We start from the raw sequence: 22,252 nt of genomic DNA on the forward strand, positions 1-22,252 counted from the left end.
CGCCCCGCTTTCGCCGTCCATGTCTGTCTCACGTAGGGACACCGACCGGCTCGCGGGCACGTCGCACGCGTGCCGCCAAAACTTGCTATCGTGCCTGCTCGACAATATGGGGGAGCGTTTCGATGGACTACGACTATGACCTGTTCGTGATCGGCGCCGGCTCCGGCGGCGTGCGGCTCGCGCGCATCTCGGCATCGCTCGGCGCGCGCGTCGGCATCGCCGAGGTGGAGCAGATCGGCGGCACCTGCGTGCTGCGCGGCTGCATTCCGAAGAAGCTGCTGGTGTACGCGTCGCACTTCCCCGGCGAAGTCGAGGACGCGGCGGCCTACGGCTGGACCTTCGGCCCCGGCGAATTCTCGTGGCCCACGCTGATCGCCGCCAAGGATCGCGAGATCAACCGGCTGTCGGGCATCTACGTGAAGCTGCTGGCCGATGCCGGCGTGACGATGCACGAAGGGCGCGCGACGATCGTCGATCCGCACACGGTGGAGATCGCCGGCAAGCGCATCACGACGAAGCACATCGGCGTGGCGACCGGCTCGTGGCCGACGCTGCCGCAGATCCCCGGCATCGAGCACGCGATCACCTCGCGCGAGGCGCTCGATCTGCCCGACCTGCCCAAGCGCGTGGCGGTGGTGGGCGGCGGCTATATCGCGGTGGAGTTCGCCGGCATCTTCCAGGGCCTCGGCTCGCAGGTGGACCTGTTCTATCGCGGCGACGAAATCCTGCGCCACTTCGATCACGACCTGCGCCGCGTGCTGCACGAGGAAATGAGCAAGCACGGCGTGGCGATCCACACCCATGCGCAGGTCAATTCGATCGTGCGCGGCGCCGATGGCGCGTTGACGCTCGACATCGGCGGCACGCCGCACGGCCCGTACGACGCGGTGCTGTACGCCACCGGCCGTCATCCGAACACGCAGGGCCTGGGCCTCGAACAGGCCGGCGTGGCCTGCGAATCGAGCGGCGCGATTCATGTGGATGCCTACTCGGCCACCAACGTGCCGTCGATCCACGCGATCGGCGACGTGACCTCGCGCCCGCAACTGACGCCGGTGGCCACGCGCGACGGCGCGCTGCTGGCCGCCAACCTGTTCGGCGCGCAGCGCGTCGAGGCGGACCATCGCGCGATTCCGTCGGCGGTGTTCAGTCATCCCGAACTGGCGACCGTGGGCCTGAGCGAGCATGAGGCGCGCGCCGAGCATGGCGAGGTCGACATCTACAAGACCTCGTTCCGCGCGCTGAAGCACACGCTGACGGGCCGCGATGAAAAGATCTTCATGAAGCTCGTGGTGGCGCGCGATTCGCAACGCGTGCTCGGCGCGCACATGATCGGCCCGGATGCGGCCGAAACGATCCAGGGCATCGCGATCGCGGTGCGGATGGGCGCGACCAAGGCGCAGTTCGATGCGACCATCGGCATCCATCCGAGCGCGGCCGAGGAGTTCGTGACGCTGCGCACGAAGTCGCCCGATCCGGCGTGACGGTGTAATCAGCGAGGGCGGGGCGCGTGGTGCGCGCGCCGCGTCGTCGAGCGTGTCGCGTGACCGGTGTTCCGGCACGCGGCCTGTCGACAATGATTCGCATGACGAGGTATGGAGCGCGGCGGGCAAGTCGGGCGGCGGCCCCGGCGTGTTGCGTAGCCAGTGTTCCGGCACGCGGCCTGCCGATCACGCCTCGCATGACGAAATATCGAAGGCGGCAGGCAAGTCGGGCAGCGGCCCTGGCGTGTTGCGTGACCGGTGTTCCGGCACGCAGCCTGTCGACAATGATTCGCATGACGAAATATCGAGGGCGTCAAGCAAACCGGGCGGTGGCCCTGGCGTTCAGCGCGAGCGCGCGGGATCGGGCGAATTCGCCGCCAGCGTGCCGCCGCAATCGCGCCGGTATTCGTTGAGCAGCCTGCGGCGTGCGGTGCGCACGGCGTCGGGGAAATCGCTGCCGTTGACCTGGGTGGGCGAGAAGCCCACTGCTTTCAATTCGGCCAGCTCGCGGGTCACGTCACTGCGGGTCAACGCGTGCGAGCGCATGGCCTGCGGCGTGGCGAACGGGTAGCTCGCGCATTGCCCGGCCGTCAGGGGCAGCGCATGCGCGGCCGCGCCGGCGGCCGTCAGGCCCGCCGCGGCGCCGGCTCGCGCGATGCGCGCCGCCGTGTTCACGAGGCCGCGCCCGTGTGCTTGACGCAGTCGCGCTGGTATTTCTGCGTCAGCTTTTGCTGGGCGGTGTCGATGTCGTCGGGGTAGGTGTTGTCGTCGCCGGCCGAGGGCTGGTAGCCGACCGATTCGAGTTCCGACAGCTCGTTGACGATCTGCTTGTGCGTGACCGGCGCGCTGGTCTTCACGAACGGGTAGTCATGGCATTGCTGCGTCGTCAGCGGCGCGGCGTGGGCGGCGACGCCGACGGCCATCAGGCTTGCACACAGCAGGGCACGTTTCAGGTTCTTGATTGGCGTGTTCATGGGTTCGCTCCTTGATCCGGGTTGGGCCGACGGTATCGGTGCCGGCCGGGTTGTCCGATCCGGCGTGGCATCGCCGAGATCACGGAATGCAGACTAGTGGAGGGCGTTTGTCGAAACGGTGGAGCGGACATGAAACTTCCTTCATCGTCGCCCCCGCCCGCTCGCTGAAATAACTTTCACGTGTCTGCCAGCGTTGCTTCAGGTGCGCTCGCGTATCGTTCGGAGCGTGATGGAAGCAGCGGCTGAAACCGCCGGCGCGCTCGGGCAAGCTCGACGAAACCTCAAGCATCCCGAAGCATCGCCGGCCCGGACCCCAGGCAGACGAGGAGACGAGCGTGAACGTGCGAACCATCGGATCAATCGGATTGGCCGCCGTCGCGCTGTGCGTGAGCGCACTGGCCGACGCGAAGGTGCAGGGCAGCGGCGGCCCGGTGGCCGATGTGGTGCTCGATCACGCGAGGGTCGAGCGCCAATATCGCGCGATCGAGGACGCGCGCCGCCGCGCGGCCGGCAATATGCGACGCAACGTCGCACAAGGGTGGCCCGGCGCCGGCGCGCTCGCGGTCGACCCGGGCTGACCCCGGGCCGACATGTGGCGTGCGCGACACGCCGCGCGCGATCGATGAAGGGCGGATGAACCGCGCCGGCCATGGCGCGGCGGCGGCGCGTGCACGCCGCATGAAGAATCTTTAATGAAGCCGATACCCTTTTGCCACGCGCGCGCGTGTAGCCTGCGCCGAGAGCCGTCGACGCACGACGGCCGCTCAACGCCCGGGTCGGATATGGCAACATCGCTCTCTTCTCATCACGAATCGCCGGTGCCGCCTTCCCTCGCGGCAGGCGGGACGACAATGTTTCGAGTCCTGACTATCGAAGACGATGACATCACTGCGAATGAAATCGTCGGCGAACTGAAAGATCGCGGCTTCGCCGTGGAATGGGTCGCCAATGGCCGCGACGGCATGGCGCGTGCGCTCACCGAGGATTACGACGTCATCACGCTCGACCGCATGCTGCCGGGCGTCGACGGCCTGACCATCGTCACCACCATGCGCAGCATCGGCGTGCGCACGCCGGTGCTGATGCTCAGCGCGTTGGGCGACGTCGACGAACGCGTGCGCGGCCTGCGGGCCGGCGGCGACGACTACCTCACCAAGCCGTTCGATCCCGAGGAAATGGCCGCGCGTCTCGAAGTGCTGCTGCGCCGCAGCCGCACCGCGCCGGCCCAATCGGAAACCACGCTGTCGGTCGGCCGGCTCACGCTCGACCTGATCGGCCGCAAGGCGATGCGCGACGGCGTGGAGATCGCGCTGCTGCCCACCGAATACCGCGTGCTCGAATACATGATGCGCAATGCGGGCCAGACCATCACGCGCACCATGCTGTTCGAGGCCGTGTGGGGCTATCACTTCGATCCGGGCACCAACCTGATCGACGTCCACATGGGGCGCTTGCGCAAGAAGATCGATCCGTCCGACGCCGCCCCGATGATCCAGACCGTGCGCGGCGCCGGTTACATCCTGTCGTGAGCCATCCATCGTGAGCGAACAAGCAAGCCGCGCGTCCGGCGGGTCGGGTGCGCTGCGCTGGTATTCGAGTACGTTCCGGCTGGTCATCGTCTATGCGGTGATGTTCTCGGTGTCGGTGATGCTGCTGCTCGGCGTGATCGCCTCGCGCACCACGCACGACATGAAGAGCGAAACCGACGTCGTGATCGACTGGCAGATGATCTATTTCGATTCGATGGCCGACGCCGATCTGCCGGGCGCGATCCATCGCCGGCTCGAACACGAGCGCATGCACACCAATTACTACGGGCTGTTCGCGCCGGACGGCCGGCACGTGGCCGGCGACGTGCTCGAATTCCCGGCGGAGCTGGCCACCGACCGCAACGGCCAGACGCTGTCGCACACGCTCAAGATCGCCGGCGACCAGGTCGCGCCGGTGGTGCGCGCGATGGCCGAGATGCGGCCCAACGGTTACCGGCTCGTGCTGGCGCGTGACCTCACTCATATCCTCGCCATTCGCACCGCCATCATCAACGCGCTGGTGGTGGGCGGCGTGCTGTGTTTCGGCGCGGGCCTGCTCGGCGGGCTGGTGCTCAGCGTGCGGCAGATGCGGCGCATCCGGGCGATCCGCCAGGTCACGCAGCACATCGCGCGCGGCGATCTCGCGCAGCGCCTGCCGGTGGGCGGGCGCGACGAAATCGACATGCTGTCGCATCTCGTCAATCACATGCTGGCCGAGGTCGAGCGGCTGATGCACGAGGTCAAGGGCGTGTGCGACGGCATCGCGCACGACCTGCGCACGCCGCTCGCGCACGTTCACACGCTGCTCGCGCATGCCGCCGAACGTGCCGGCACCTATGATGATGCGGCGCTCGCGAGCCTCGTTTCGCGCGCGCGCAACGAAACCGACGCGCTGCTCGGGCGCTTTCGCGCGATGCTGCGGATCGCCGAGATCGGCTCGCTGCAACGGCGCGGCGGTTTCGGTGAAGTCGATCTGCAAGCGCTGGTGGTGGATGTCGGCGATCTGTTCGAGCCGCTCGCCGAAAGCCGCGAAATTCATTTCGAAGTGCTGACCGAGCGCGTGACGCCGGTGCACGGCGATCGCGCGTTGCTGTTCGAGGCGCTGACCAACCTGCTCGACAACGCGCTCAAGTATTCGGCCTCGGGCGGTATCGTGCGGCTCGAAGTGCGGCAGCGGCTGCAAGGCCCGCAGATCGACGTGTGGGACGACGGCCCCGGCATCGCGCCCGACGAACGCGAGGCCGTGCTCCAGCACCGCTACCGCAGCACCCGCACGGGGCATCAGGCCGGCTACGGGCTGGGCCTGAGCATCGTCTCGACGGTGATCAACGTGCACGATTTCACGCTGCGCATCGGCAGCGCCGACCCGGGCACGCGCGTGACCATCGAATGCTGGCCGAGGACGCTGGTATGACGCCGTTCTCCATCGCGCGAGTTTCTTTACCGCTGATCTCGTCACGTGCGGGGGGCCGCTGATCGTGCGCATCCTGCTCGTGACCTCGCCACATCCGGAAGCCGCATGGCTGCACAAGGCGCTGCAGGAAAGCGGCCACAGCCTGCAACGCGCCGACGACCTGCGCGACGGCCTGTTCCTGGCCTCGCAGGAGGCGTTCGACGCGATCGTGACGACCGCGCTCGAACCCGGCAGCGATGCCGCGTTGATCGATGCGCTGCCACGCTTCGTCGCCGATGGCGGCGGCGCGGCGCTGGTGGTGCTGCTCGGCCAGGCGTCGGCCAGCGAGCGGATTCGCGCGCTGCGCGCCGGCGCCGACGCATGCTTCGGCGCGCCGTATTCGTTCCTCGAATTGCATGAACGCCTGCAGGCGCTGCAACGGCTCGGCGTGCCGCGCGAAGCCGACGGGCCGCTGGCCGCCGCGGCTGCCAGCTCCACGTTCGACACGCTGTCGCGCGAACTGAAGGACGGCAAGCTGCGCCTGGCCGTCACGCGCCGCGAATTCCTGCTGCTCGAATGCCTGATGCGCAGCCCCAACGCGCCGGTGCCGCGCGATCAACTGATTCGCTACGTGTGGCAGGACAAGGAGGACGTCGATCCGTCGAGCGTGAACCTCGTGGTGTCGCGGCTGCGCCGCAAGCTCGCGCGCCATCTGCCCGACGTGAAGATCGATACCGTCAGCCGCTACGGCTATCAGGTGACGCTGCCGGACGCCTGACGCGCGCGTTGCACGAAGAAAACCGCCTCGCCACCAACGACAAGGGCGCACTGCCAGCCGGCAGCGCGCCCTTGTTGCATGGGCCGCGATGATCAGGAGCCGAAGAACGGCACGCAGAAATCGGGCGGCCCGACGCAATCGCCGGGACCATTGGGGCGCGCGGCGGCGCAGCCGGACAGCATGGCGCCGGCGGCCATCGCGACGAGCGCGAGGCGGGCGGTGCGAACGAGCAGAGGACGAAGCTTCATGTTGGGCGAGTGGGGCGATGACGGCAGCGAGGAGCGGGAGGCGTGATGCGAACGCGGTGCCTGCGGGCCGGCCGGCGCGTGCGAGGGGTGGTGCGAGGGATGGTGCAACACGCGCGGAAGGCCGGCCGTGCAGCGGCGTGCATCAGTGTGCATAGAGCGTCGAATTCAGATACTTGAGCTGGCCGTCCTGTTCGGCATGCACCAGCTCTCCATACACCTGGGCGCGGGTCATTTCATGGGTCGGCTGGCCGTACGGCTGCGCATAGGTCTGGGTGCCCGACTGCGCCGTCCAGGTGCTTGCGGCGCCGCCCGGCACGCCGTCCTTGCTGGCGGCGGGCACCCTCTGCGTGGTCGTGGCGGCCTGCCCTGAGACTGTGTTGGCAAAGACGGGGACGGCAAGCGCGGCAAGCAGCGCGGTGGCGACGATCTTCGCGGAATTCATGTTCGTTATCCTCATGATTGATGACTGGGTTCATCCCCGGCGCAATCTTTCTTGCGCTGCGCGTCGGGTTGACAAGAAGCATAGAGGGGGGGCGATAGCGGTTCGGCATACGCAACGTGAAAAGAAATTCATGCGTGGCGGCCAAGCTGTCGGGAACGACATGAATCGCGGGTATCGCGAAGATGAAAAAGGCTTCATTTTTCAGGGCATTTTCATAACCGCCCTGTCACGCGCACTGCCTAAATTGTGCGCCATCGCACCGCGTACGGATCGGCCATTCCACACGCGGCTAGCGGTGCGAGAAGACCGACCCACTCTAGCGAAATCATCATGAAGAAATATCTGGCAATCCCGGCGGCGCTCGCGTGCCTGCTTTCGACCGCCGCTCATGCGCAGAGCAGCGTGACTCTCTACGGCACGATCGATGCAGGCCTGGATTACATCAGCAACCAGAAATCGGGCAATGTCAGCGGCCCGTCCTACAGCGTGCAAAGCGGCAACGTGAGCACCTCGCGTTGGGGCCTGCGCGGCAATGAAGACCTCGGCGGCGGCCTGTCGGCGGTGTTCACCCTCGAAAACGGCTTCAGCGTCAACAACGGCAAGCTCGGCAACGGCGGTGACGAGTTCGGCCGTCAGGCCTTCGTCGGCCTGTCGAGCAACCAGTGGGGCACCATCACGCTGGGTCGTCAGTACGACTTCCTGGTGGACTACGTCGCGCCGCTGTCGGCGACCGGCTCCGGCTTCGGCGGCAACATCGCCGACCACCCGTTCGACAACGACAACCTCGCGAACGACACGCGCATGAACAACTCCATCAAGTTCCGCAGTGCGAACTACAGTGGATTCTCGTTCGGCGGCGCCTACGCCTTCAGCAACATGGGCGGCGGGATGTCGAACAACAACGCGTACAGCGTCGGCGCCGCGTATGCGAACGGCCCGGTCAGCCTGGGCGTGGGCTACCTGCAATCGAACAACCCGGGCGGCGTGAACACGCCGGCCAACACGGGCGGCGCGCTGAGCAGCGCGGATGGCGATTCGATGCTGGTGGGCGGCCGCTGGCGCACCTTCGGCGCGGGCGCACGCTACGCGTTCGACAAGGCCAGCGTCGGCTTCGTCTACACGCGCACGATCCTGAACAACCCGAACGAAATTTCGGAAGGCGGCTCGTACGGCAGCGTCAACGGCCAGTTGCTCACGTTCAGCAACTACGAACTGAATGCGCGCTACTTCCTGACGCCGGCCCTGACGCTGGGTGGTTCGTACACCTACACGCAAGGCCGCTTCGACAACGCCGGCCGCACGCTGGCGCCGAAGTGGAACCAGTTCATGCTGCAGGCCGATTACGCGCTGTCGCGCCGCACCGACCTGTACCTCGAAGGCGTGTATCGCAAGGTCAGCGGCGTGGATGGCGTGTCGGTGCTGGGCCAGGCCGGCATCTTCAACTTCGCGGCGTCGAGCAACAACCGCCAGGCTGTCGTGGCAGCCGGCATTCGTCACAAGTTCTGACCGGTCCTCGCCGGTTGAAGCAGGCCGGGCGGCGCGTGCCGCCTGGTCTTGCGCGAGGATCGATCGATTCGCGCGCTTAGGTGGCGGCGTGTCCGGTCGAGCGACCGGGTGCGCCGGTAGTGCGGTTTCCGTCTCTCTTGTTTTGCCGGCGGTAGTGGTGCGGCGAGTGGATGGCGGTGATCTTTCGACCCCGTGACGCGGTTGCGTCATGGGGTTTTTTTATGAGAGCGGGCGCGTGTCCCTCAGCGCTTCATATACCGCTGCGCCAACGCCTCATACAACGGCGGCGCAAAAAACTTCGACGTCTGGCTCGCAATCAACGCCGTCGCCATCAGCGAAATCACCAGCGCGTGCCCGTTGATCATCTCGATGACGATTACGAACGCCGTGATCGGGCTTTGCGTGACGGCGGCGAGATATCCCACCATGCCGAGCGCGATCAGCATCGGCAACTGCATCTGGCCGAACACGAGGTGCAGCGTGTTGCCCACGCCCGCACCGATCGCCAGCGACGGCGCGAACAGCCCGCCCGGCGTGCCGGGCAGGTAGGAGCCGATCATCGACGCCATCTTGATCAGCGGATACACGGCCGACACCTGTGCGTGCCCCTCCAGCATCCCGCGCGCCTCGGCGTAGCCGCTGCCGAACGTGTGGCCGCTGCTGGCCACGCCGATCACCGCGATGACGAAGCCGCATACGGCGGCGAACTGCACGGGCCGGTTCTGCCGCAGCGCGAGCAGCCGCTCCGGCATCCAGCGCGGCGTGTTGAGCAGCAGCCAGCAGAACAGCCCGCCGAGCGTGCCGGTCAGCAGGCCGACCAGCACCACGGCCACCGCGAGCAGGTTCGGCAGATGGCCGTCGATGGCGATGGTGCCGAAATAGACGTAGTTGCCCTGCAAGGCCAGCGAGACGACGCCCGCGAAGATGATCGCGGTGATCAGCACGCCGCTGGTGCGCTGCTCGAAGCTGCGCGACAACTCCTCGATGGCGAACACCACGCCGGCCAGCGGCGCGTTGAACGCGGCCGACAGCCCGGCCGCGGCGCCGGCCAGCGCGAGCTTGTGCTCGATCGCCACGCCGGAAATGCTGCGCAGCCGCGCGGGGTAGAAGCGCCGCATCGAATACATCAGCGACGCGCCCACATGGATCGTCGGCCCCTCGCGGCCGATCGTGAAGCCGCCGAGGATGGCCAGGAACGAGATGCCGATCTTGCCGACCAGGATTCGCAGCGTCAGCAGCCGGGGGCCGAGCCCGCGCACGTCGTGCAGGCTGGCGATCACCTGCGGGATGCCGCTGCCTTCCGCGCCGGGGAACCAGCGGCGCGTCAGCCACACGCCGAGCGCCGACACGGCCGGCGTGACCAATAGCGGCAGCCAGAAGTGCGCGGCGTGCATGCGCTGGAACAGGTCGTAGCCGAAATCGATCAGCCGCGCATACAGCACGGCCACCAGCCCGGTGGCCACCGCCCCCATCCAGAACAGGCCGAAGTGCAGCCATCGGCGTCGTCCGCGCACGATCGTGCGGCGGTCGAAAAGGGTAGGTAAGCGCATGGGAGGGGCCGGCCGGGAAAAGAGGCATATTGTGACATAAATGTCTGGCCGGGCCGGCTGGGTATGGCTTGGGGGTCAGTCTTCTCGGTTCGAGAAGACCCAGCCGAATGCGCCGTAGAGTGCTTTGTGCTGCGCGGCGAGGTCGAGCAGGCAGCGCTCGCCCTTGCGCGTGAGGTGGACCTGCACGAGCCGCCGGTCGGCGTCGCTGGCGCGTCGCTCGACCAGCCCGGCGGTTTCGCAGCGGGATACGAGTGCGGCGGTGCCGTTTGGCGCGGCCTGCAACCGTTCGGCCAGTTCGCCGACGCTGGCCCAGGTGCGGCCGGGGAAGCCGCGAACATGCAGCAGCAACTGGTATTGCAGGGTGGTGATGCCGGCCGCGTTGGCGATTTCCTCGGAAGCCCGCAGGAATTTGCGTAGTTCGTGGCGGAACGACGACATGGCTTCCAGGTCCTGCTTGTCGGGCGGGGTCATGCGGGGGCGCCGGGTTTGCGGCTGGTGGCGGTGCGGTTCATGGAGGGTTCGTTGCGGCGTCGGTCGGGGTGCGTAGTGTATCGAGGCTTGGCGGGGCGGAGCATGGGGATGCCCGCCCGAGTATTGGCGAAGGTGCGCGTGGAAATCAACGACCTGCATGTCGTCGCTTGCATCGCGACCTCGGCCAACGTGATTGCATCAATCCACTGACGATGCCCATTCCTTGCGTTCAGGGCGTATCGTGCCGATCGATAAAGCGCGTCGTATCGGAGAAGCTGGGCGAGAGAAAGCGCAATGCACGCGAGAACGCGCCGATGATGATGCGATGCCCTGCTCGGTCGTACATGATTTCTTCCACCTGACCGCCTTTCTCGCGTATGCGGGCGGTGAGCCGGTCGGTATTGCCAGGGTCGACGATTTTGTCGTTTCGGCCTGCGATCAAGAGCATCGGCGGTGCGGTTCCGCTGACGTGGTTGATGGGTTGCGTCACGGCAAGGCCGCCCGGATTCTCGAAGATTTTTTCCAGTATCGGATCTTGCAAGGGAAGGAAATCGTACGGGCCGGCCAACCCGACGGCGCCGCGAATATCGCGCACCGGGTCGAGGCCGACTGCACCCAGCCAGCGTGGATCGAGCGCGAGCATGGCGACACTATACGATCCGGCCGAATGCCCGACCAGGAACAGGCGCGAGGGATCGCCGCCATACTGCGCCGCGTGGGCGCGCGCATAGGCGACCGCGTGGGCGGAATCTTCCAGGAAGTCGGGATAGCGCGCTTGCGGGTAGACGCGGTAATCCGGCACGAACGTCACGTAGCCGTGACGAGTCAGGGCGGCCGCGACGAAGCCATAGTTTTTCTTGCTGCCTTCCTGCCAACTACCGCCATACAGAAACACCACGACCGGCCGCCCCTTTCCGGCGTGCCGTTCGGCATCCCTCGGCGTATAGACATCCATGCCCTGACGCGCATCGCTGCCGTATTTGACGTCATGCGCAATCGTCAGATCGTGACCTGCCGAAAGCGCATTCAAGCTGCTGACGCAGGCGTTCAAGCCCGGGAGCAAGGCCATCACAATCAATAGACGTAACGCGCGTAAGGGCGAGCTCGAGGGCGCACGATCGCGCTTTGTCTGATGCAGGTGATTACCGTGCTGCCGGCGGAGAAAACTGCAAGGCATCATGAATTTCCTTTTTCAATATCGGCCACACGGGCGAGGTCAATGACACTTCGTCCAGATGCCCACCGTCCGGCACCACGATCAACCTGGCCTGGCCGTGAGCCTTCCGTACACGCGACACATAGTCTTGCGCGAGCGCAGGCGGCGCGATCGTATCGTCCGCACCATTGATGGCAATGACACGCGCCGTGCCGGATGGCAGCGCAGCGGGAGACGTGTCGGAAAAAACATCGTTTCGCCTGTCGTCGGGCGAGCCGGTCAGTGCCGCCACATCGACCCTGCATGCCTGGCGAATCGCATTCGCATCGCGCTCGAGATCGCCGAATCCGCCGAGGCTGATGACGGTCGGAATGGGGAGCGAGACGGGAACATGCAGGCCGCTGTGCTGAGGCAAATGCGAGCGGTTCGCCGCCCACAGTGCGAGTTGCGCGCCCGCCGAATGCCCGATGGCAAGCACGCGGCTCGCATCGAGATCGAGGGCGGACGCCCGGCTGCGCAATAAATCGATGGCAGCGCCCATGTCCTGGTACATGCCGGGATATCCGCCGCCGGGTTCGTCGACGCGGCGATATTCGACATTCCACGCAGCAATGCCGTGTTCGGCCAGGCGTGCAGCGATCGCCCCCATTTGCGGCAGTCCGCCGTATCGGCTTTGCCAGCATCCCCCATGAACCAGGATGGCGACGGGAAACGGCCCTGCGCCTCGCGGGCGATAAAAGGCGACGATCTGGGACGGCGCGGGGCCGTAGTGAAAAACGGTCGTGGCGGGCGGCGCGGTTATCGCGAGGTAGGCATCCAACGACATCGGCGCTGCCAGACAGCGATTGGCAAATAGTGCCGCCAAGGCCAGCGTTTGAAGCAGGCGTTTGAATCCGTGCGCCGTTTTCAAGCGACGTCCCCCGGCCGAGGATCGTACGTGGACCAGACAATCCCTGCGATCAACAACGCCTGGAAGGGCAGGCGCGCCAAGAGCAGACCGGGTGGAACCGATGGAAAAAGCGCCGCGTGCTGCCACATATAGACATTGGCGGGCGTCACGGCCACGGTCAGCAGGGCAAGGCCCCAACCTGCGTAGCGTCGTGTAAGCCGCGAGACGAGACCGATCACGCCGAGCAGTTCGAAGAAACCACTGATGTAGACCATCGCGTACGGCGACGGTATGGACGGTGGGACGATGCTTGCGAACGCATCGGTAAACATGAAGTGGCAGACGCCGCCAATCGAAAACCAGAGCGCGACGAACCCGAGGACCAGACGTCGGGGCAAGGGGCTGCGGAAACGGTAGTCGGGCATCCTGAGGCACGCTTATCAGATGACGGTGGCGAACATCGTGCAAGTCACGGTCCCGGCATGATTGCACGTTTCGCCCCCCGCTTCGCCCTCCGCTTTGCGCCGTCGTGTTGATGTCGTTTCGGGCGATAAGGCGGTCGGGCCGACTCCCGTTCACAGAGCGGCACGTGTCACTCCAGTGCTGCCGCCATGAGCAATCCTTGAGCCTATGCCGAGGTTTTGACCTGTCAGCCAAGTCCCCTTCGTATCGTATTCAGTCCTTGGCCACCGCGTTGCCGAACGTCAGCAATGGCCGATGACGCAACGCCGGCTCAAGGCGATCGAGTGACCATTCGCAGTCGCCTATCAGTTCTTTAGGTATCGCTTCCTGTCGGGCAAAACAAGACAGAAAGTTAACATTAAATCGAAAGCAGTCGATCGCTCAACTGAAAGGCCGATCATCTTCGCAAACGGCTGCCGTCAGGGTTGATCGCTTCTTGGTCTTTCCTGGTCGGATAATAGGGTTTCTTGGACTCGAGTCCGTAAAACAAGATGCCGTGAATCCCGTTCGCATCTGCCTTGCTGATCGGACGCGACCAGATCTCGCGAAAAGCTGCGTCGAGCAGATCAGGGCTTTCGCGGCAATAGACCTCGTCAATAAACGCGATGTTCGTTCCCTGAGGAAAGATCAGCAAAAATTGATCGTCGGCTGCTGCGAATATGTCGTACACGCAATTTTCTGCGCTATCGATGACCTGAATATTCTTCACTGCGCTCAACTCCAGAAGGTCCAATTCTCTTTGAGATTGTCAACGACATCGAGGTGCACTATCGACAGTGCTCTCCTGGACGAATGCGGCCTGTGTAAGCAACGGCCTGCCTCTATCGGGCCGGCATGGAATATCGGTCCCAGCCTCGGTCCTCGATTCCAGTAACTTGTGCCAGGGAGGCACGAAGCCTATCAAGGCCTTGGCGGTCATATTTAGTCGGTCCAAATTTTCCGAAATATACTTCTTGGAGTGTGATTGTTTCCCAGGCATTGCCCTTGCAGATTTCGAGAATCAGGCCCGATGAAGATCGCCTGCATTGCAGCCAATAATCCTGTTCTATCCTCTGGAATTTGGAGGATGCAATAAATCCAAAAAAGTATACGTTGCGGCAAATTATTTTTTCATTGATGCGGGCGCTCCAATAAACCTTTGTGAAGGCAATGAGGAGGAATGAGATTGTTGAAATAATTAAAATTAAAGCGCCGGCATGGGTTGAGAAAAATCCTGCGACGCCACTGAGGAAAATTAAAAGAAGACAAATGCCCCATCCATTTGCCACCATAAACCCCCATCCCGGCGTCTGCTGGAATTCAATGTCCTCGGCGCAATCCTCTAGTTGTTCAATGTCATTCATTTTTAGTCATATAAGTTGAATTTTTAGAGAATATTTCCTTATAAAAACAGCCGGCGCGACGCCCTCGTTGCATCCGCCGGTAAACGGCTTCCCATGGCGGAAAATTAGTCGGTATCAACCGCCACGGCGCGCCTGCGCGGGCTCGCCAGCGCAACGCGTTGTGCGGCTCTCGCAGTTCGTATTGCCGCTGCAGCGCATCCGCGTTTATCAAGGTCGGTTCGGGCGCCACGAATTCCCATTTTTCATCCGTTATGTCGCTTGGGTAGGGGCTGCGCTTTTTCGTCCCGCTTCGCGCCAGGTGAGCCAGGAAGTGCATGACACGCTCTCGGCCAAACATCGGAACGACTCTCGATTTTAATAACTGCCAGCTCGTTATCGAGGTGCGCTCGCTCACTGGAGGCGCTCGTAGGCAAATCATCTTAATCGGGCAAGATATCAGGCGACCAACTCGTTGTCGAAGGTTGGAAGTGGATGCTTATGCATTACTTCCTCGAAACCAAGGGGTTGCGACCACGAATTTTTCCGCATCTGATGGCGAGGCGAATGGGCCGACCAACCTTCCCCCAATGTCGGTTCCTGGGTGTTGTGCCCTCGACCATCTCCTGTTCGTCCAGATACGTTTCACCGTTGCGAAACTCCAGTACATCGACAATTCGCTTGCCGTCCTCGCTATAAAGCTTGAACACACTTCGATAACCTTGCGCCTGTATCGGGAATTCGTTCATTCGTGGCTCCCCCCACACATTCATAACAACGCCAGCAACCCACGGCTCAAGAACCATGAAGCTGCGTATTCTGCCCCGTCCGTTGGATATCGAGCGGAGTGAGGCTGGAGCAAACATGGCCGTCAAGTCAACGGACGGAATTGTTATCGATCCGGAGGCGGATGTCGAACGACCACTACTGGCGGCGGATTCAACTGCTAACCACCATAAAGGCAGAGAACAAAGCCACTCACATCAACCCGACCAAAAAAAAGCGTCCACCGAAACCGGCGGACGCCCAAAAGCGCGGCACGCACCACACATGCCGCAGGAGGGGGAAATTCAGATTCGTGTAGCGTCTCGCGCGCCGGTCGAGTTCGAGTTGGAAGGCGCCGCAGACGAAGCCGCCACCGGCACGGCGGCAGCCACGCCCGACGCCGCCGCAGGCGCGGCACCGGCAGCAGCGCCGCCATGCGCATCCGCCATCGCGGAGCCGCCGCCGCCCTCGCCAGACCACCCGCCGCCAATCGCCGCAATCAAGCCCACCGCCGCCAACTGCCGGCGCGTATCCAACTCCAGCATCGCGATCTTCGTATTCAGCTCGGTGGTCTGCGCCGTCACCACATCGAGATAGCTCACCACCCCATCGCGATACCGCGACATCGAAAGCGCCAACGTCCGCTCCGCTGCATCGAGCGCTTCCTGCTGCCGATCCGCCTCGTCGCCAAGGTGATGCGTGAGCGCCAGGTTGTCCTCCACCTGCTGACAAGCCTGCAACACCACCGCGCGATACTTCGCGCCGTTCTCGGCCAGCTTCGCGTGCGCCTGATCGGTGATCGCCTGGCGGCGGCCGCCGTCGAACAGCGTCAGCATCAGGCTCGGCCCGATCGACCAGATCTCGTTCGGCGCACTGAGCCAGTGGCCCAGCCCCGAGCTTTGATAGCCGCCCACCAGGCCGAGCGTGATGTCGGGGAAGAACGCGGCGCGCGCCACGCCGATCTGCGCGTTGGCGGCGGCCATGCGGCGCTCGGCGGCGGCCACGTCGGGCCGGCGTTGCAGCAGCGTGGCCGGCAACCCGGCCGGGATCGACGGCAGGTGCGCGGTGCTCAGGTCGGCGGCCAGCGAGAACGACGAGGCCGGCACGCCGGTGAGCGTCGCAATCGCATGCTCGTAAAGCGCGCGGCGCGCCCGCACGTCTTCGGCCGAGGCGCGCGCGGAATCGAGCTGCGTCTGCGCGCGCGACACGTCGAGATCGGACGCGATACCGCCCGCGTGGCGGCTCATGGTGAGCTTCAGCGCGTGCCGGTAGGTGTCGATGGTGTCGGCCAGCAGCTTCTGCTGCTGATCGAGCCCGCGCAGGCTGAAGTAGGCGCTGGCGAGGCTGGCCTGCAGGCTCAGGCGCACCGAGGCCAGATCGTCGGCGCTGGCCTGCGCGGTGGCGCGGCCGGCGGCCACCTCGTTGCGCACCTTGCCCCACAGGTCGAGGTCGTAGTCGAAGCCGGCTTCCAGCGTGTTGTCGCCATAGATGTCGGGCTGCGTCGCGCCGCGCAGCGGGCGCGTGTTCGACGCGCGGTTGCTGGAGATGCCCGCGCCCAGGCCGAGGGTCGGGAACAGCCCCGAGCGGGCCTGATCGAACAGCGCGCCGGCCTCGTCGTGACGCGCCATCGCGGCGGCCACGTCGGGGTTGGCGGCGGCCACCTGCACTTCGAGCCGGTCGAGCACCGGATCGCGGAACGCCTTCCACCAGCCGTCGCGTTCGATGCGGTCGGCGGGCCGGGCCGTCTGCCAGCCGCCCGCTTCCTTGAACTGGGTCGGCAGCGCGGTGGCGGGCGCGTGATAGGTCGGCGCGAACGAGCAGGCGGAGAGGAACGCGATGCCGGCCAGCACCGCGCAAAGCCGGCGTTTAACCATGCGCCTGCTCCGTCGAAGTCGAAGCTCCGCCCGGCGTGCTCAGCCTCACCGGATCGCCCGACGACAGCGAATCGGGCGGGTTGTCGATCACGCGGTCGTCGGCGTCGAGGCCGGTGGCAATCTGCACGTGCGTGCCGAGATCGGTGCCGATCGTCACATTCTTCAGGAGTGCGTGATTGTCCTTGCCGATCACCGCGACCTGCAGGCCGTTCTGGCGGAAGATCAGCGAGCTGGCCGGAATCGTCAGCGTATGGCCATCCTTCGGCAGGGCGAAATGCACCTCGGTGTATTCGCCGGGGATCAGCTTGCCGTCGCTGTTGTCCACCATCAACTGCACGAGCAGGGTGCCGGTGGAATCGGCGATCGAATCGTCGGTGTCCACCAGCGTGGCCTGGAACGTCTGGCCCGGATGCTCGGGCACGGTCAGCGTGGCGTGCATGCCGGCATGGATCGCGGCGGCCTCGCTCTGCGGCACGCTCACGTACACGCGCAACTGATGCACGTCCGACACCGCGAACAGCTCGGGGCCGGTGCCGCTGCCGGCCGAGATCAACTGGCCGATGTCGGTCTTGCGCGCGGTGACCACGCCGTCGAACGGCGCGGTGATGCGCTTGAAGCCTTCGAGCGCTTCAAGCCTGCCGACGTTGGCCTGCGCGGCGGCGACGATCGCCTGCTTGGCGGCGAGGTCGCTGGTCTTCTCGTCGGTTTCCTGTTGCGACACCGAATCCTGCTGCAGCATCTTGGTCCAGCGCGCGGCGGTGGACGCGGCCAGCTTCTCGTTGGCCTGCGCGCTTTGCAGATCGGCGCGCGCCTGCTGGAGCTGCTGGTCGAGTTCGGGCGTGTCGATCAGGCCGAGCAACTGGCCGGATTTCACGTGCGCCCCGATGTCGGCGTACCAGGCGTGCAGATAGCCCGACACCTGGGCGTGGATCGGCGCGTTCTCGAACGCCGACAGATGGCCCGGCAGCACCAGCGCCGAGCCGTCGCCGCCGGTGGACGGCGTGTAGGCCACCACCGTCGGCACCGCCTGCGTGGCGGACCAGGTCGTCATCTGTTGCTTGGCATGCAGGCGGCCGACGATGCCGCTGGCCACCACGCCGATCGCGACCAGGGCGGCGATCGCGGCGACGAGCTTGAGGTTGGGCAGCCGTTTCGGCGACTTGATATCGATCTCAGTGGACATGCTTGGCTCCGGACGCGGAATGGGAGGAATCGCGGGACGCGTCGTGCTTGAGCGCATCGCGGCGGTGCACGAGGCTGAACACGACAGGAACGAAGAACAGCGTGGCCAGCGTGGCGCAGGCCAGGCCGCCGATCACGGCGCGGCCGAGCGGGGCGTTCTGCTCGCCGCCGTCGCCGAGGCCGAGGGCCATCGGCGCCATGCCGATGATCATCGCCAGCGCCGTCATCAGCACCGGGCGGAACCGCGTGAAGCCGGCTTCCATCGCCGCCACCAGCGCGTTGCCGGTTTCGGCGAGCCGCTCGCGCGCGAAGCTGACCACCAGGATCGCGTTGGCGGTGGCCACCCCCATGCAGAGGATCGCGCCGGTCAGCGCGGGCACCGACAGCGGCGTGTGCGTGATGAACAGCATCCAGACGATGCCGGCCAGCGCGGCGGGCAGCGCCGAGACGATCACGAACGCATCGGCCCACGAGTGGAAGTTCACGACGATCAGCAGGTAGATCAGCGCGATCGCGCCCACCAGGCCCAGCAGCAGGCCGGCGAACGCATCGTTCATGGTCTGCACCTGGCCGCGCAGCGTGACGGTCGAGCCCTTCGGCAGATCCTTCGCGGTGGCCTTGATGATCTGGTGGATGTCGGTCGCCACCGCGCCGAGGTCGCGGCCCTGGGTGTTCGCGTAGATGTCGAACAGCGGCTCGATGTTGTAGTGCGACACCACCGCGTCGCCCATCCCGCGCGTGACCGTGGCGAGGCCGCCGAGCAATTGCGACTGGCCGCTCGCGCCCGTCACCGGCAGGTTCTGCAGCGCCGACAGCGAGGTCATGCGGTACTGCGGCGTTTGCGCGACGATCGGGTAGGACACGCCGTTCTTCGGGTTGAGCCAGTAGGTCGGGTCCACCTGGCTGGTGCCCGACAGCGACGCCACCACCGAGTTCGTCACGTCCTGTTCGGTAATGCCGAGCTGATCGGCGCGCGTGCGGTCCACCGCCAGCGTGAACTGCGGATAGGTGGTGGCCTGCTGGATGCGCGGGTCGGCGACGCCCGGGATCAGGCGCAGCTTGCGGAACAGTTCCTGCGCGTACTTCAGGTTCGCGGCCTGGTTCGGGCCGGCCACCTGCAGGTCCACCGGCGCGGGCGCGCCGAAGTTCAGGATCTGGCTGACGATGTCGGCCGGCAGGAACGAGAACGTGGTGCCCGGGTAATCGCGCGGCAGCCGTTCGCGCAGCGTCTTCACGTAGTCGGCGGTGGGCGCGTGATCCTTCGACAGCGAGATCAGGATGTCGCCGTCCTGCGGCCCGATCGTGCCGCTGTTGTTGTACGTCAGGTTGATACCGCTCTTCGGCAGGCCGATGTTGTCGATCACCTCGCGCAGTTGCGACGGCGGAATCGTGGCGCGGATGGTGTTCTCGATGCGATCGAATTCGGCGGCGGTTTCCTCCACGCGGGTGCCGACCGGCGCGCGCACGTGCAGCGAAATCTCGCCCGAATCGATGGTCGGGAAGAAGTTCCGGCCGAGCCACGGCGCGAGCAGGAACGACACCGCCACGATCGCGAGGAAGCCGATCACGAACGGCTTGCGGCGCGTGAGCGCGAGGCCGAGCAGCACGCGGTAGCTGCCGCGAATGCGCTCGAAGCGGTGTTCGAACGCGCGCTGGAAGCGCACCAGCGGGTTGCGCGACGGCGGCGCGTGATGCTGGCCGCCGTGCGGGTCCATCATCGCGGCCAGTTCGCCCGAGGCGTGGCCGCCCGAGGCGTGCGGCTTGAGCAGGTATTGCGCGAGCATCGGCACGAACGTGCGCGACAGCACGAACGACGAGATCATCGCGAAGATCACCGCCTTCGCCATCGGCACGAACAGGAAGCGCGAGATGCCGTCGAGCATCAGCATCGGCACGAACACGATGCAGATGCACATCAGCGACACCAGCGCCGGCATCACGATCTGGCGTGCGCCGTCGATGATCGCGGTGCGCGTGTCCTTGCCCTGCTCCAGGTGCCAGTTGACGTTTTCGATGGTCACCGTGGCATCGTCCACCAGAATCCCCACCGCGAGCGCGAGCCCGCCGAGCGTCATCACGTTCAGCGTTTCGCCGGTGGCGGCCAGCAGCGCGATGGCCGACAGCACCGCCAGCGGGATCGAGGCCGCGATGATCAGCGTCGAGCGCCAACTGCCGAGGAACAGCAGGATCATCAGCGAGGTGAGCGCGGCGGCGATCACGCCCTCGCGCGCCACGCCGCTCACGGCGCCCTTCACGAAGGTGGATTGATCGCCCAGCGTGACCAGCTTCAGGCCCGGCGGCAGCGTTTGCTCGATCAGCGGCAGCTTCGATTTCACCCCGGCGATGATGTCGAGCGTGGAGGCCGAGCCGTTCTTCAGGATGCTCATCAGCACCGCGCGGTGGCCGTCCACGCGCACGATGTTGGTTTGCGGCGGGAAGCCGTCGCGCACGTGCGCCACGTCGCGGATGTAGATCGTCGTGCCATCCACCGACTTGATCGGCAGATCGTTGATCGCATCCAGCGCCAGCGGGCTGTTGTTGAGCTTGATGTTGTATTCGAAGCGGCCGATCTTTTCCGTGCCGGCCGGAATGATCTGGTTCTGCTGCGCGAGCGCGTGCGCCACGTCCTGCGCCGACAGGCCCTTCGATTGCAGCGCCTGCGGGTTCAGGTCGATCTGCACCTCACGGGTCTTGCCGCCGTAAGGCGTCGGGATCGCCACGCCGGGCACGGACAATAACTGCGGGCGGATGAAGTTCTCGGCGGCATCCTCGAGCTTCTGTTCGTCGAGCGTGTTGCTGGTCAGCGCGATTTGCAGCACCGGCACCGTCGAGGCGTTGTAGTTCAGGATCTGCGGCGGCGTGATGCCGGGCGGCATCTGCTTGAGCACCGTCTGCGACACCGAGGTGACCTGCGCCGTTGCCGTGCGGATGTCCACGGTGGGCTGGAAGAAGATCTTGACGATGCCGAAGCTGCGGAACGATTGCGATTCGATGTGCTGCACATCGTTGACGGTGGTGCCGAGCGTTCGTTCGTAGTACGTCACGATCCGTCCGGACATGTCGTCCGGCTGCAGGCCTGAGTAATTCCAGATGACACTGATCACCGGAATGCGGATGTCCGGGAAGATGTCGGTGGGCGTGCGTAATGCCGCAAGCGGGCCAGCCAGCAAGATCAGCAGCGCCAGCACGATGAACGTGTAGGGCCGGACAAGGGCGAGCCGGACGATTTTCAGCATGTGATGCTGCTCCGTAGAAAGCGTCGTTCGGTGGGTTGGCGCGGGCGCCGCCGCATGCGGGAAAACACGGACAGGCGCCGACGACTGCATTCTGGGGAGGCCGCCCTAACAGCCGGTCGCTAAAAACATGAAAGAAGTTTCATGGCGGCGGCGCGGGGTGCGGCAGCGGGCGGCGCGCTGGCACGCGAACATGAAGCGGGGATGAAATCGAGCGTGAAAAACGCTGCGATAACGTCGCATGGCGGCGTTCGACAAGATGGTTGTGTGCGCAACCGGACAGCGGAATGCCGTGCGAGCGGCGCAAAAAATGCCGATCAGCCGAGCATGTAGCCCGCGCCGCGAATCGTGCGGATCAGCGGCGCTTCGCCGGGCTTGTTGATCTTGCGGCGCAGCCGGCCCACGTGCACGTCGATCAGGTTGGTGCCCGGATCGAAGCGGCAACCCCACACGCCCTCGAAGATCATCGTGCGCGTCAGCACGCGGCCGGCGTGACGCATCATGAATTCGAGCACGCGGAATTCGGTGGGCAGCAGGTCCAGCTCGTGCGCGCCGAGCGCCGCGCTGCGGCGCACCAGGTCGAGCTCGATGCCGTTGGCGCGCAACACCGTTTCGGCGTGTGCGTTGCGCGGCCGGCGGCGCATCAGCACTTCGAGCCGCGCCACCATCTCGTCGAGCGAGAACGGCTTGACGAGGTAGTCGTCGCCGCCCGCGCGCAGGCCGGCGATGCGCTGATCGACTTCCGACATCGCGCTCATGACCAGCACCGGCGTGTCGAGGCCCACGCCGCGCATCGTCGAGAGGATCGTCAGCCCGTCGAGATCGGGCAGCATGCGGTCGAGCGTGACGGCGTCGTACTCGCCCGCCATCACCTTGGCGATGCCTTCGCGGCCGGTGCGCGCCACGTCGACGGTATGGCCCTGCGCGTTCAGTTGGCGCGCGATGCTGTCGGCGATCAGGACATCGTCCTCGATCGTCAGGATTTTCGACATGTGAG

General features: G+C 65.4%; 22 protein-coding genes and 1 pseudogene. 6 read left to right on the top strand and 17 right to left on the bottom strand.

Annotated features, from left to right (window positions below; genetic code table 11):
• The first annotated feature begins 122 nt into the window (after positions 1-122).
• Entirely contained in the window at positions 123-1,484 is a 1,362-nt protein-coding gene (gene gor / locus AB4851_RS17280; RefSeq protein WP_414450808.1) for a glutathione-disulfide reductase, read from the top strand.
• Positions 1,485-1,826: 342 nt separating this feature from the next.
• Here gor and AB4851_RS17285 read toward each other — a convergent pair whose 3' ends face one another.
• Positions 1,827-2,159, bottom strand: coding sequence for a DUF4148 domain-containing protein (locus tag AB4851_RS17285; protein ID WP_414450809.1), 333 nt, complete (start codon positions 2,157-2,159; stop codon positions 1,827-1,829).
• On the bottom strand, positions 2,156-2,458 hold the full coding sequence (locus AB4851_RS17290; RefSeq protein ID WP_414450810.1) for a DUF4148 domain-containing protein: 303 nt from the start codon (positions 2,456-2,458) through the stop codon (positions 2,156-2,158). Before AB4851_RS17290 ends, AB4851_RS17285 begins: the two co-directional genes overlap by 4 nt.
• Positions 2,459-2,793: 335 nt before the next feature.
• Between AB4851_RS17290 and AB4851_RS17295 the strand changes: the two genes are divergently transcribed.
• From AB4851_RS17295 to AB4851_RS17310, 4 genes are all read left to right on the top strand, one after another.
• A complete protein-coding gene (locus AB4851_RS17295) occupies positions 2,794-3,036 on the top strand; it encodes a hypothetical protein (protein ID WP_414450811.1) in 243 nt (80 codons plus the stop codon).
• A 273-nt stretch (positions 3,037-3,309) separates the two neighbouring features.
• Entirely contained in the window at positions 3,310-3,987 is a 678-nt protein-coding gene (locus AB4851_RS17300; protein WP_414443319.1) for a response regulator transcription factor, read from the top strand.
• A 100-nt stretch (positions 3,988-4,087) separates the two neighbouring features.
• Entirely contained in the window at positions 4,088-5,401 is a 1,314-nt protein-coding gene (locus AB4851_RS17305; RefSeq protein WP_414451879.1) for a sensor histidine kinase, read from the top strand.
• Positions 5,402-5,465: 64 nt separating this feature from the next.
• Positions 5,466-6,158, top strand: coding sequence for a response regulator transcription factor (locus AB4851_RS17310; RefSeq protein ID WP_414443318.1), 693 nt, complete (start codon positions 5,466-5,468; stop codon positions 6,156-6,158).
• A gap of 92 nt (positions 6,159-6,250) precedes the next feature.
• Here AB4851_RS17310 and AB4851_RS17315 read toward each other — a convergent pair whose 3' ends face one another.
• Together AB4851_RS17315 and AB4851_RS17320 are read right to left on the bottom strand one after the other, a co-directional pair.
• Positions 6,251-6,406 (bottom strand): hypothetical protein, encoded by a 156-nt coding sequence (locus tag AB4851_RS17315; protein ID WP_206125583.1) that lies wholly within the window; start codon positions 6,404-6,406, stop codon positions 6,251-6,253.
• Positions 6,407-6,548: 142 nt separating this feature from the next.
• Positions 6,549-6,848 carry a hypothetical protein gene (locus tag AB4851_RS17320; RefSeq protein ID WP_414450812.1) on the bottom strand — a complete coding sequence of 100 codons (300 nt, stop codon included), beginning with the start codon at positions 6,846-6,848 and terminating at the stop codon, positions 6,549-6,551.
• Positions 6,849-7,178: 330 nt separating this feature from the next.
• On the opposite strand from AB4851_RS17320, the gene AB4851_RS17325 reads away from it, so the two are divergent.
• Positions 7,179-8,354 carry a porin gene (locus AB4851_RS17325; RefSeq protein ID WP_414450813.1) on the top strand — a complete coding sequence of 392 codons (1,176 nt, stop codon included), beginning with the start codon at positions 7,179-7,181 and terminating at the stop codon, positions 8,352-8,354.
• Positions 8,355-8,596: 242 nt separating this feature from the next.
• On the opposite strand, the gene AB4851_RS17330 is transcribed toward AB4851_RS17325, so the two are convergent.
• From AB4851_RS17330 to AB4851_RS17390, 13 genes and pseudogenes are all read right to left on the bottom strand, one after another.
• Positions 8,597-9,904 (bottom strand): chloride channel protein, encoded by a 1,308-nt coding sequence (locus tag AB4851_RS17330; RefSeq protein WP_414450814.1) that lies wholly within the window; start codon positions 9,902-9,904, stop codon positions 8,597-8,599.
• Between the two features lie 75 nt (positions 9,905-9,979).
• Positions 9,980-10,375, bottom strand: coding sequence for a MarR family winged helix-turn-helix transcriptional regulator (locus tag AB4851_RS17335; RefSeq protein ID WP_414450815.1), 396 nt, complete (start codon positions 10,373-10,375; stop codon positions 9,980-9,982).
• A 229-nt stretch (positions 10,376-10,604) separates the two neighbouring features.
• The gene (locus AB4851_RS17340; RefSeq protein ID WP_414450816.1) at positions 10,605-11,444 is read right to left on the bottom strand and encodes an alpha/beta hydrolase; all 840 of its coding nucleotides are present in this window, start codon (positions 11,442-11,444) and stop codon (positions 10,605-10,607) included.
• Between the two features lie 73 nt (positions 11,445-11,517).
• A complete protein-coding gene (locus AB4851_RS17345; protein WP_414450817.1) occupies positions 11,518-12,441 on the bottom strand; it encodes an alpha/beta hydrolase family protein in 924 nt (307 codons plus the stop codon).
• A complete protein-coding gene (locus AB4851_RS17350) occupies positions 12,438-12,845 on the bottom strand; it encodes a hypothetical protein (RefSeq protein ID WP_414450818.1) in 408 nt (135 codons plus the stop codon). Before AB4851_RS17350 ends, AB4851_RS17345 begins: the two co-directional genes overlap by 4 nt.
• Before the next feature lie 434 nt (positions 12,846-13,279).
• Positions 13,280-13,591: a hypothetical protein gene (locus tag AB4851_RS17355; protein WP_414450819.1), complete on the bottom strand. Its 312-nt coding sequence runs from the start codon at positions 13,589-13,591 to the stop codon at positions 13,280-13,282.
• A 112-nt stretch (positions 13,592-13,703) separates the two neighbouring features.
• Positions 13,704-14,225: a hypothetical protein gene (locus tag AB4851_RS17360; protein WP_414450820.1), complete on the bottom strand. Its 522-nt coding sequence runs from the start codon at positions 14,223-14,225 to the stop codon at positions 13,704-13,706.
• Positions 14,226-14,268: 43 nt separating this feature from the next.
• A pseudogene (locus AB4851_RS17365) lies at positions 14,269-14,541 on the bottom strand (transposase); the annotation flags it as partial.
• 166 nt (positions 14,542-14,707) lie between these two features.
• The gene (locus AB4851_RS17370) at positions 14,708-14,950 is read right to left on the bottom strand and encodes a hypothetical protein (protein WP_414450821.1); all 243 of its coding nucleotides are present in this window, start codon (positions 14,948-14,950) and stop codon (positions 14,708-14,710) included.
• 321 nt (positions 14,951-15,271) lie between these two features.
• Entirely contained in the window at positions 15,272-16,840 is a 1,569-nt protein-coding gene (locus AB4851_RS17375; protein WP_414450822.1) for an efflux transporter outer membrane subunit, read from the bottom strand.
• On the bottom strand, positions 16,833-18,023 hold the full coding sequence (locus AB4851_RS17380) for an efflux RND transporter periplasmic adaptor subunit (RefSeq protein WP_414450823.1): 1,191 nt from the start codon (positions 18,021-18,023) through the stop codon (positions 16,833-16,835). The genes AB4851_RS17375 and AB4851_RS17380 overlap by 8 nt, the downstream gene beginning before the upstream one ends.
• On the bottom strand, positions 18,013-21,258 hold the full coding sequence (locus tag AB4851_RS17385) for an efflux RND transporter permease subunit (protein WP_414450824.1): 3,246 nt from the start codon (positions 21,256-21,258) through the stop codon (positions 18,013-18,015). Before AB4851_RS17385 ends, AB4851_RS17380 begins: the two co-directional genes overlap by 11 nt.
• A 314-nt stretch (positions 21,259-21,572) precedes the next feature.
• On the bottom strand, positions 21,573-22,247 hold the full coding sequence (locus AB4851_RS17390; RefSeq protein ID WP_414443306.1) for a response regulator transcription factor: 675 nt from the start codon (positions 22,245-22,247) through the stop codon (positions 21,573-21,575).
• Positions 22,248-22,252 lie beyond the last annotated feature (5 nt).

It is taken from the genome of Burkholderia sp. 22PA0099, assembly GCF_047497165.1.
Lineage (GTDB): Bacteria > Pseudomonadota > Gammaproteobacteria > Burkholderiales > Burkholderiaceae > Burkholderia.

Excerpts from the sequence above, each read along its gene's own strand:
- AB4851_RS17330 (WP_414450814.1), bottom strand. The coding sequence starts at position 9,904 with ATGCGCTTACCTACCCTTTTCGACCGCCGCACGATCGTGCGCGGACGA.
- AB4851_RS17360 (WP_414450820.1), bottom strand. The coding sequence starts at position 14,225 with ATGAATGACATTGAACAACTAGAGGATTGCGCCGAGGACATTGAATTC.
- AB4851_RS17375 (WP_414450822.1), bottom strand. The coding sequence starts at position 16,840 with ATGGTTAAACGCCGGCTTTGCGCGGTGCTGGCCGGCATCGCGTTCCTC.
- AB4851_RS17380 (WP_414450823.1), bottom strand. The coding sequence starts at position 18,023 with ATGTCCACTGAGATCGATATCAAGTCGCCGAAACGGCTGCCCAACCTC.
- AB4851_RS17305 (WP_414451879.1), top strand. The coding sequence starts at position 4,088 with ATGTTCTCGGTGTCGGTGATGCTGCTGCTCGGCGTGATCGCCTCGCGC.
- AB4851_RS17300 (WP_414443319.1), top strand. The coding sequence starts at position 3,310 with ATGTTTCGAGTCCTGACTATCGAAGACGATGACATCACTGCGAATGAA.
- gor (WP_414450808.1), top strand. The coding sequence starts at position 123 with ATGGACTACGACTATGACCTGTTCGTGATCGGCGCCGGCTCCGGCGGC.
- AB4851_RS17385 (WP_414450824.1), bottom strand. The coding sequence starts at position 21,258 with ATGCTGAAAATCGTCCGGCTCGCCCTTGTCCGGCCCTACACGTTCATC.
- AB4851_RS17290 (WP_414450810.1), bottom strand. The coding sequence starts at position 2,458 with ATGAACACGCCAATCAAGAACCTGAAACGTGCCCTGCTGTGTGCAAGC.
- AB4851_RS17325 (WP_414450813.1), top strand. The coding sequence starts at position 7,179 with ATGAAGAAATATCTGGCAATCCCGGCGGCGCTCGCGTGCCTGCTTTCG.
- AB4851_RS17390 (WP_414443306.1), bottom strand. The coding sequence starts at position 22,247 with ATGTCGAAAATCCTGACGATCGAGGACGATGTCCTGATCGCCGACAGC.
- AB4851_RS17350 (WP_414450818.1), bottom strand. The coding sequence starts at position 12,845 with ATGCCCGACTACCGTTTCCGCAGCCCCTTGCCCCGACGTCTGGTCCTC.
- AB4851_RS17340 (WP_414450816.1), bottom strand. The coding sequence starts at position 11,444 with ATGGCCTTGCTCCCGGGCTTGAACGCCTGCGTCAGCAGCTTGAATGCG.
- AB4851_RS17335 (WP_414450815.1), bottom strand. The coding sequence starts at position 10,375 with ATGACCCCGCCCGACAAGCAGGACCTGGAAGCCATGTCGTCGTTCCGC.
- AB4851_RS17320 (WP_414450812.1), bottom strand. The coding sequence starts at position 6,848 with ATGAATTCCGCGAAGATCGTCGCCACCGCGCTGCTTGCCGCGCTTGCC.
- AB4851_RS17315 (WP_206125583.1), bottom strand. The coding sequence starts at position 6,406 with ATGAAGCTTCGTCCTCTGCTCGTTCGCACCGCCCGCCTCGCGCTCGTC.
- AB4851_RS17370 (WP_414450821.1), bottom strand. The coding sequence starts at position 14,950 with ATGAACGAATTCCCGATACAGGCGCAAGGTTATCGAAGTGTGTTCAAG.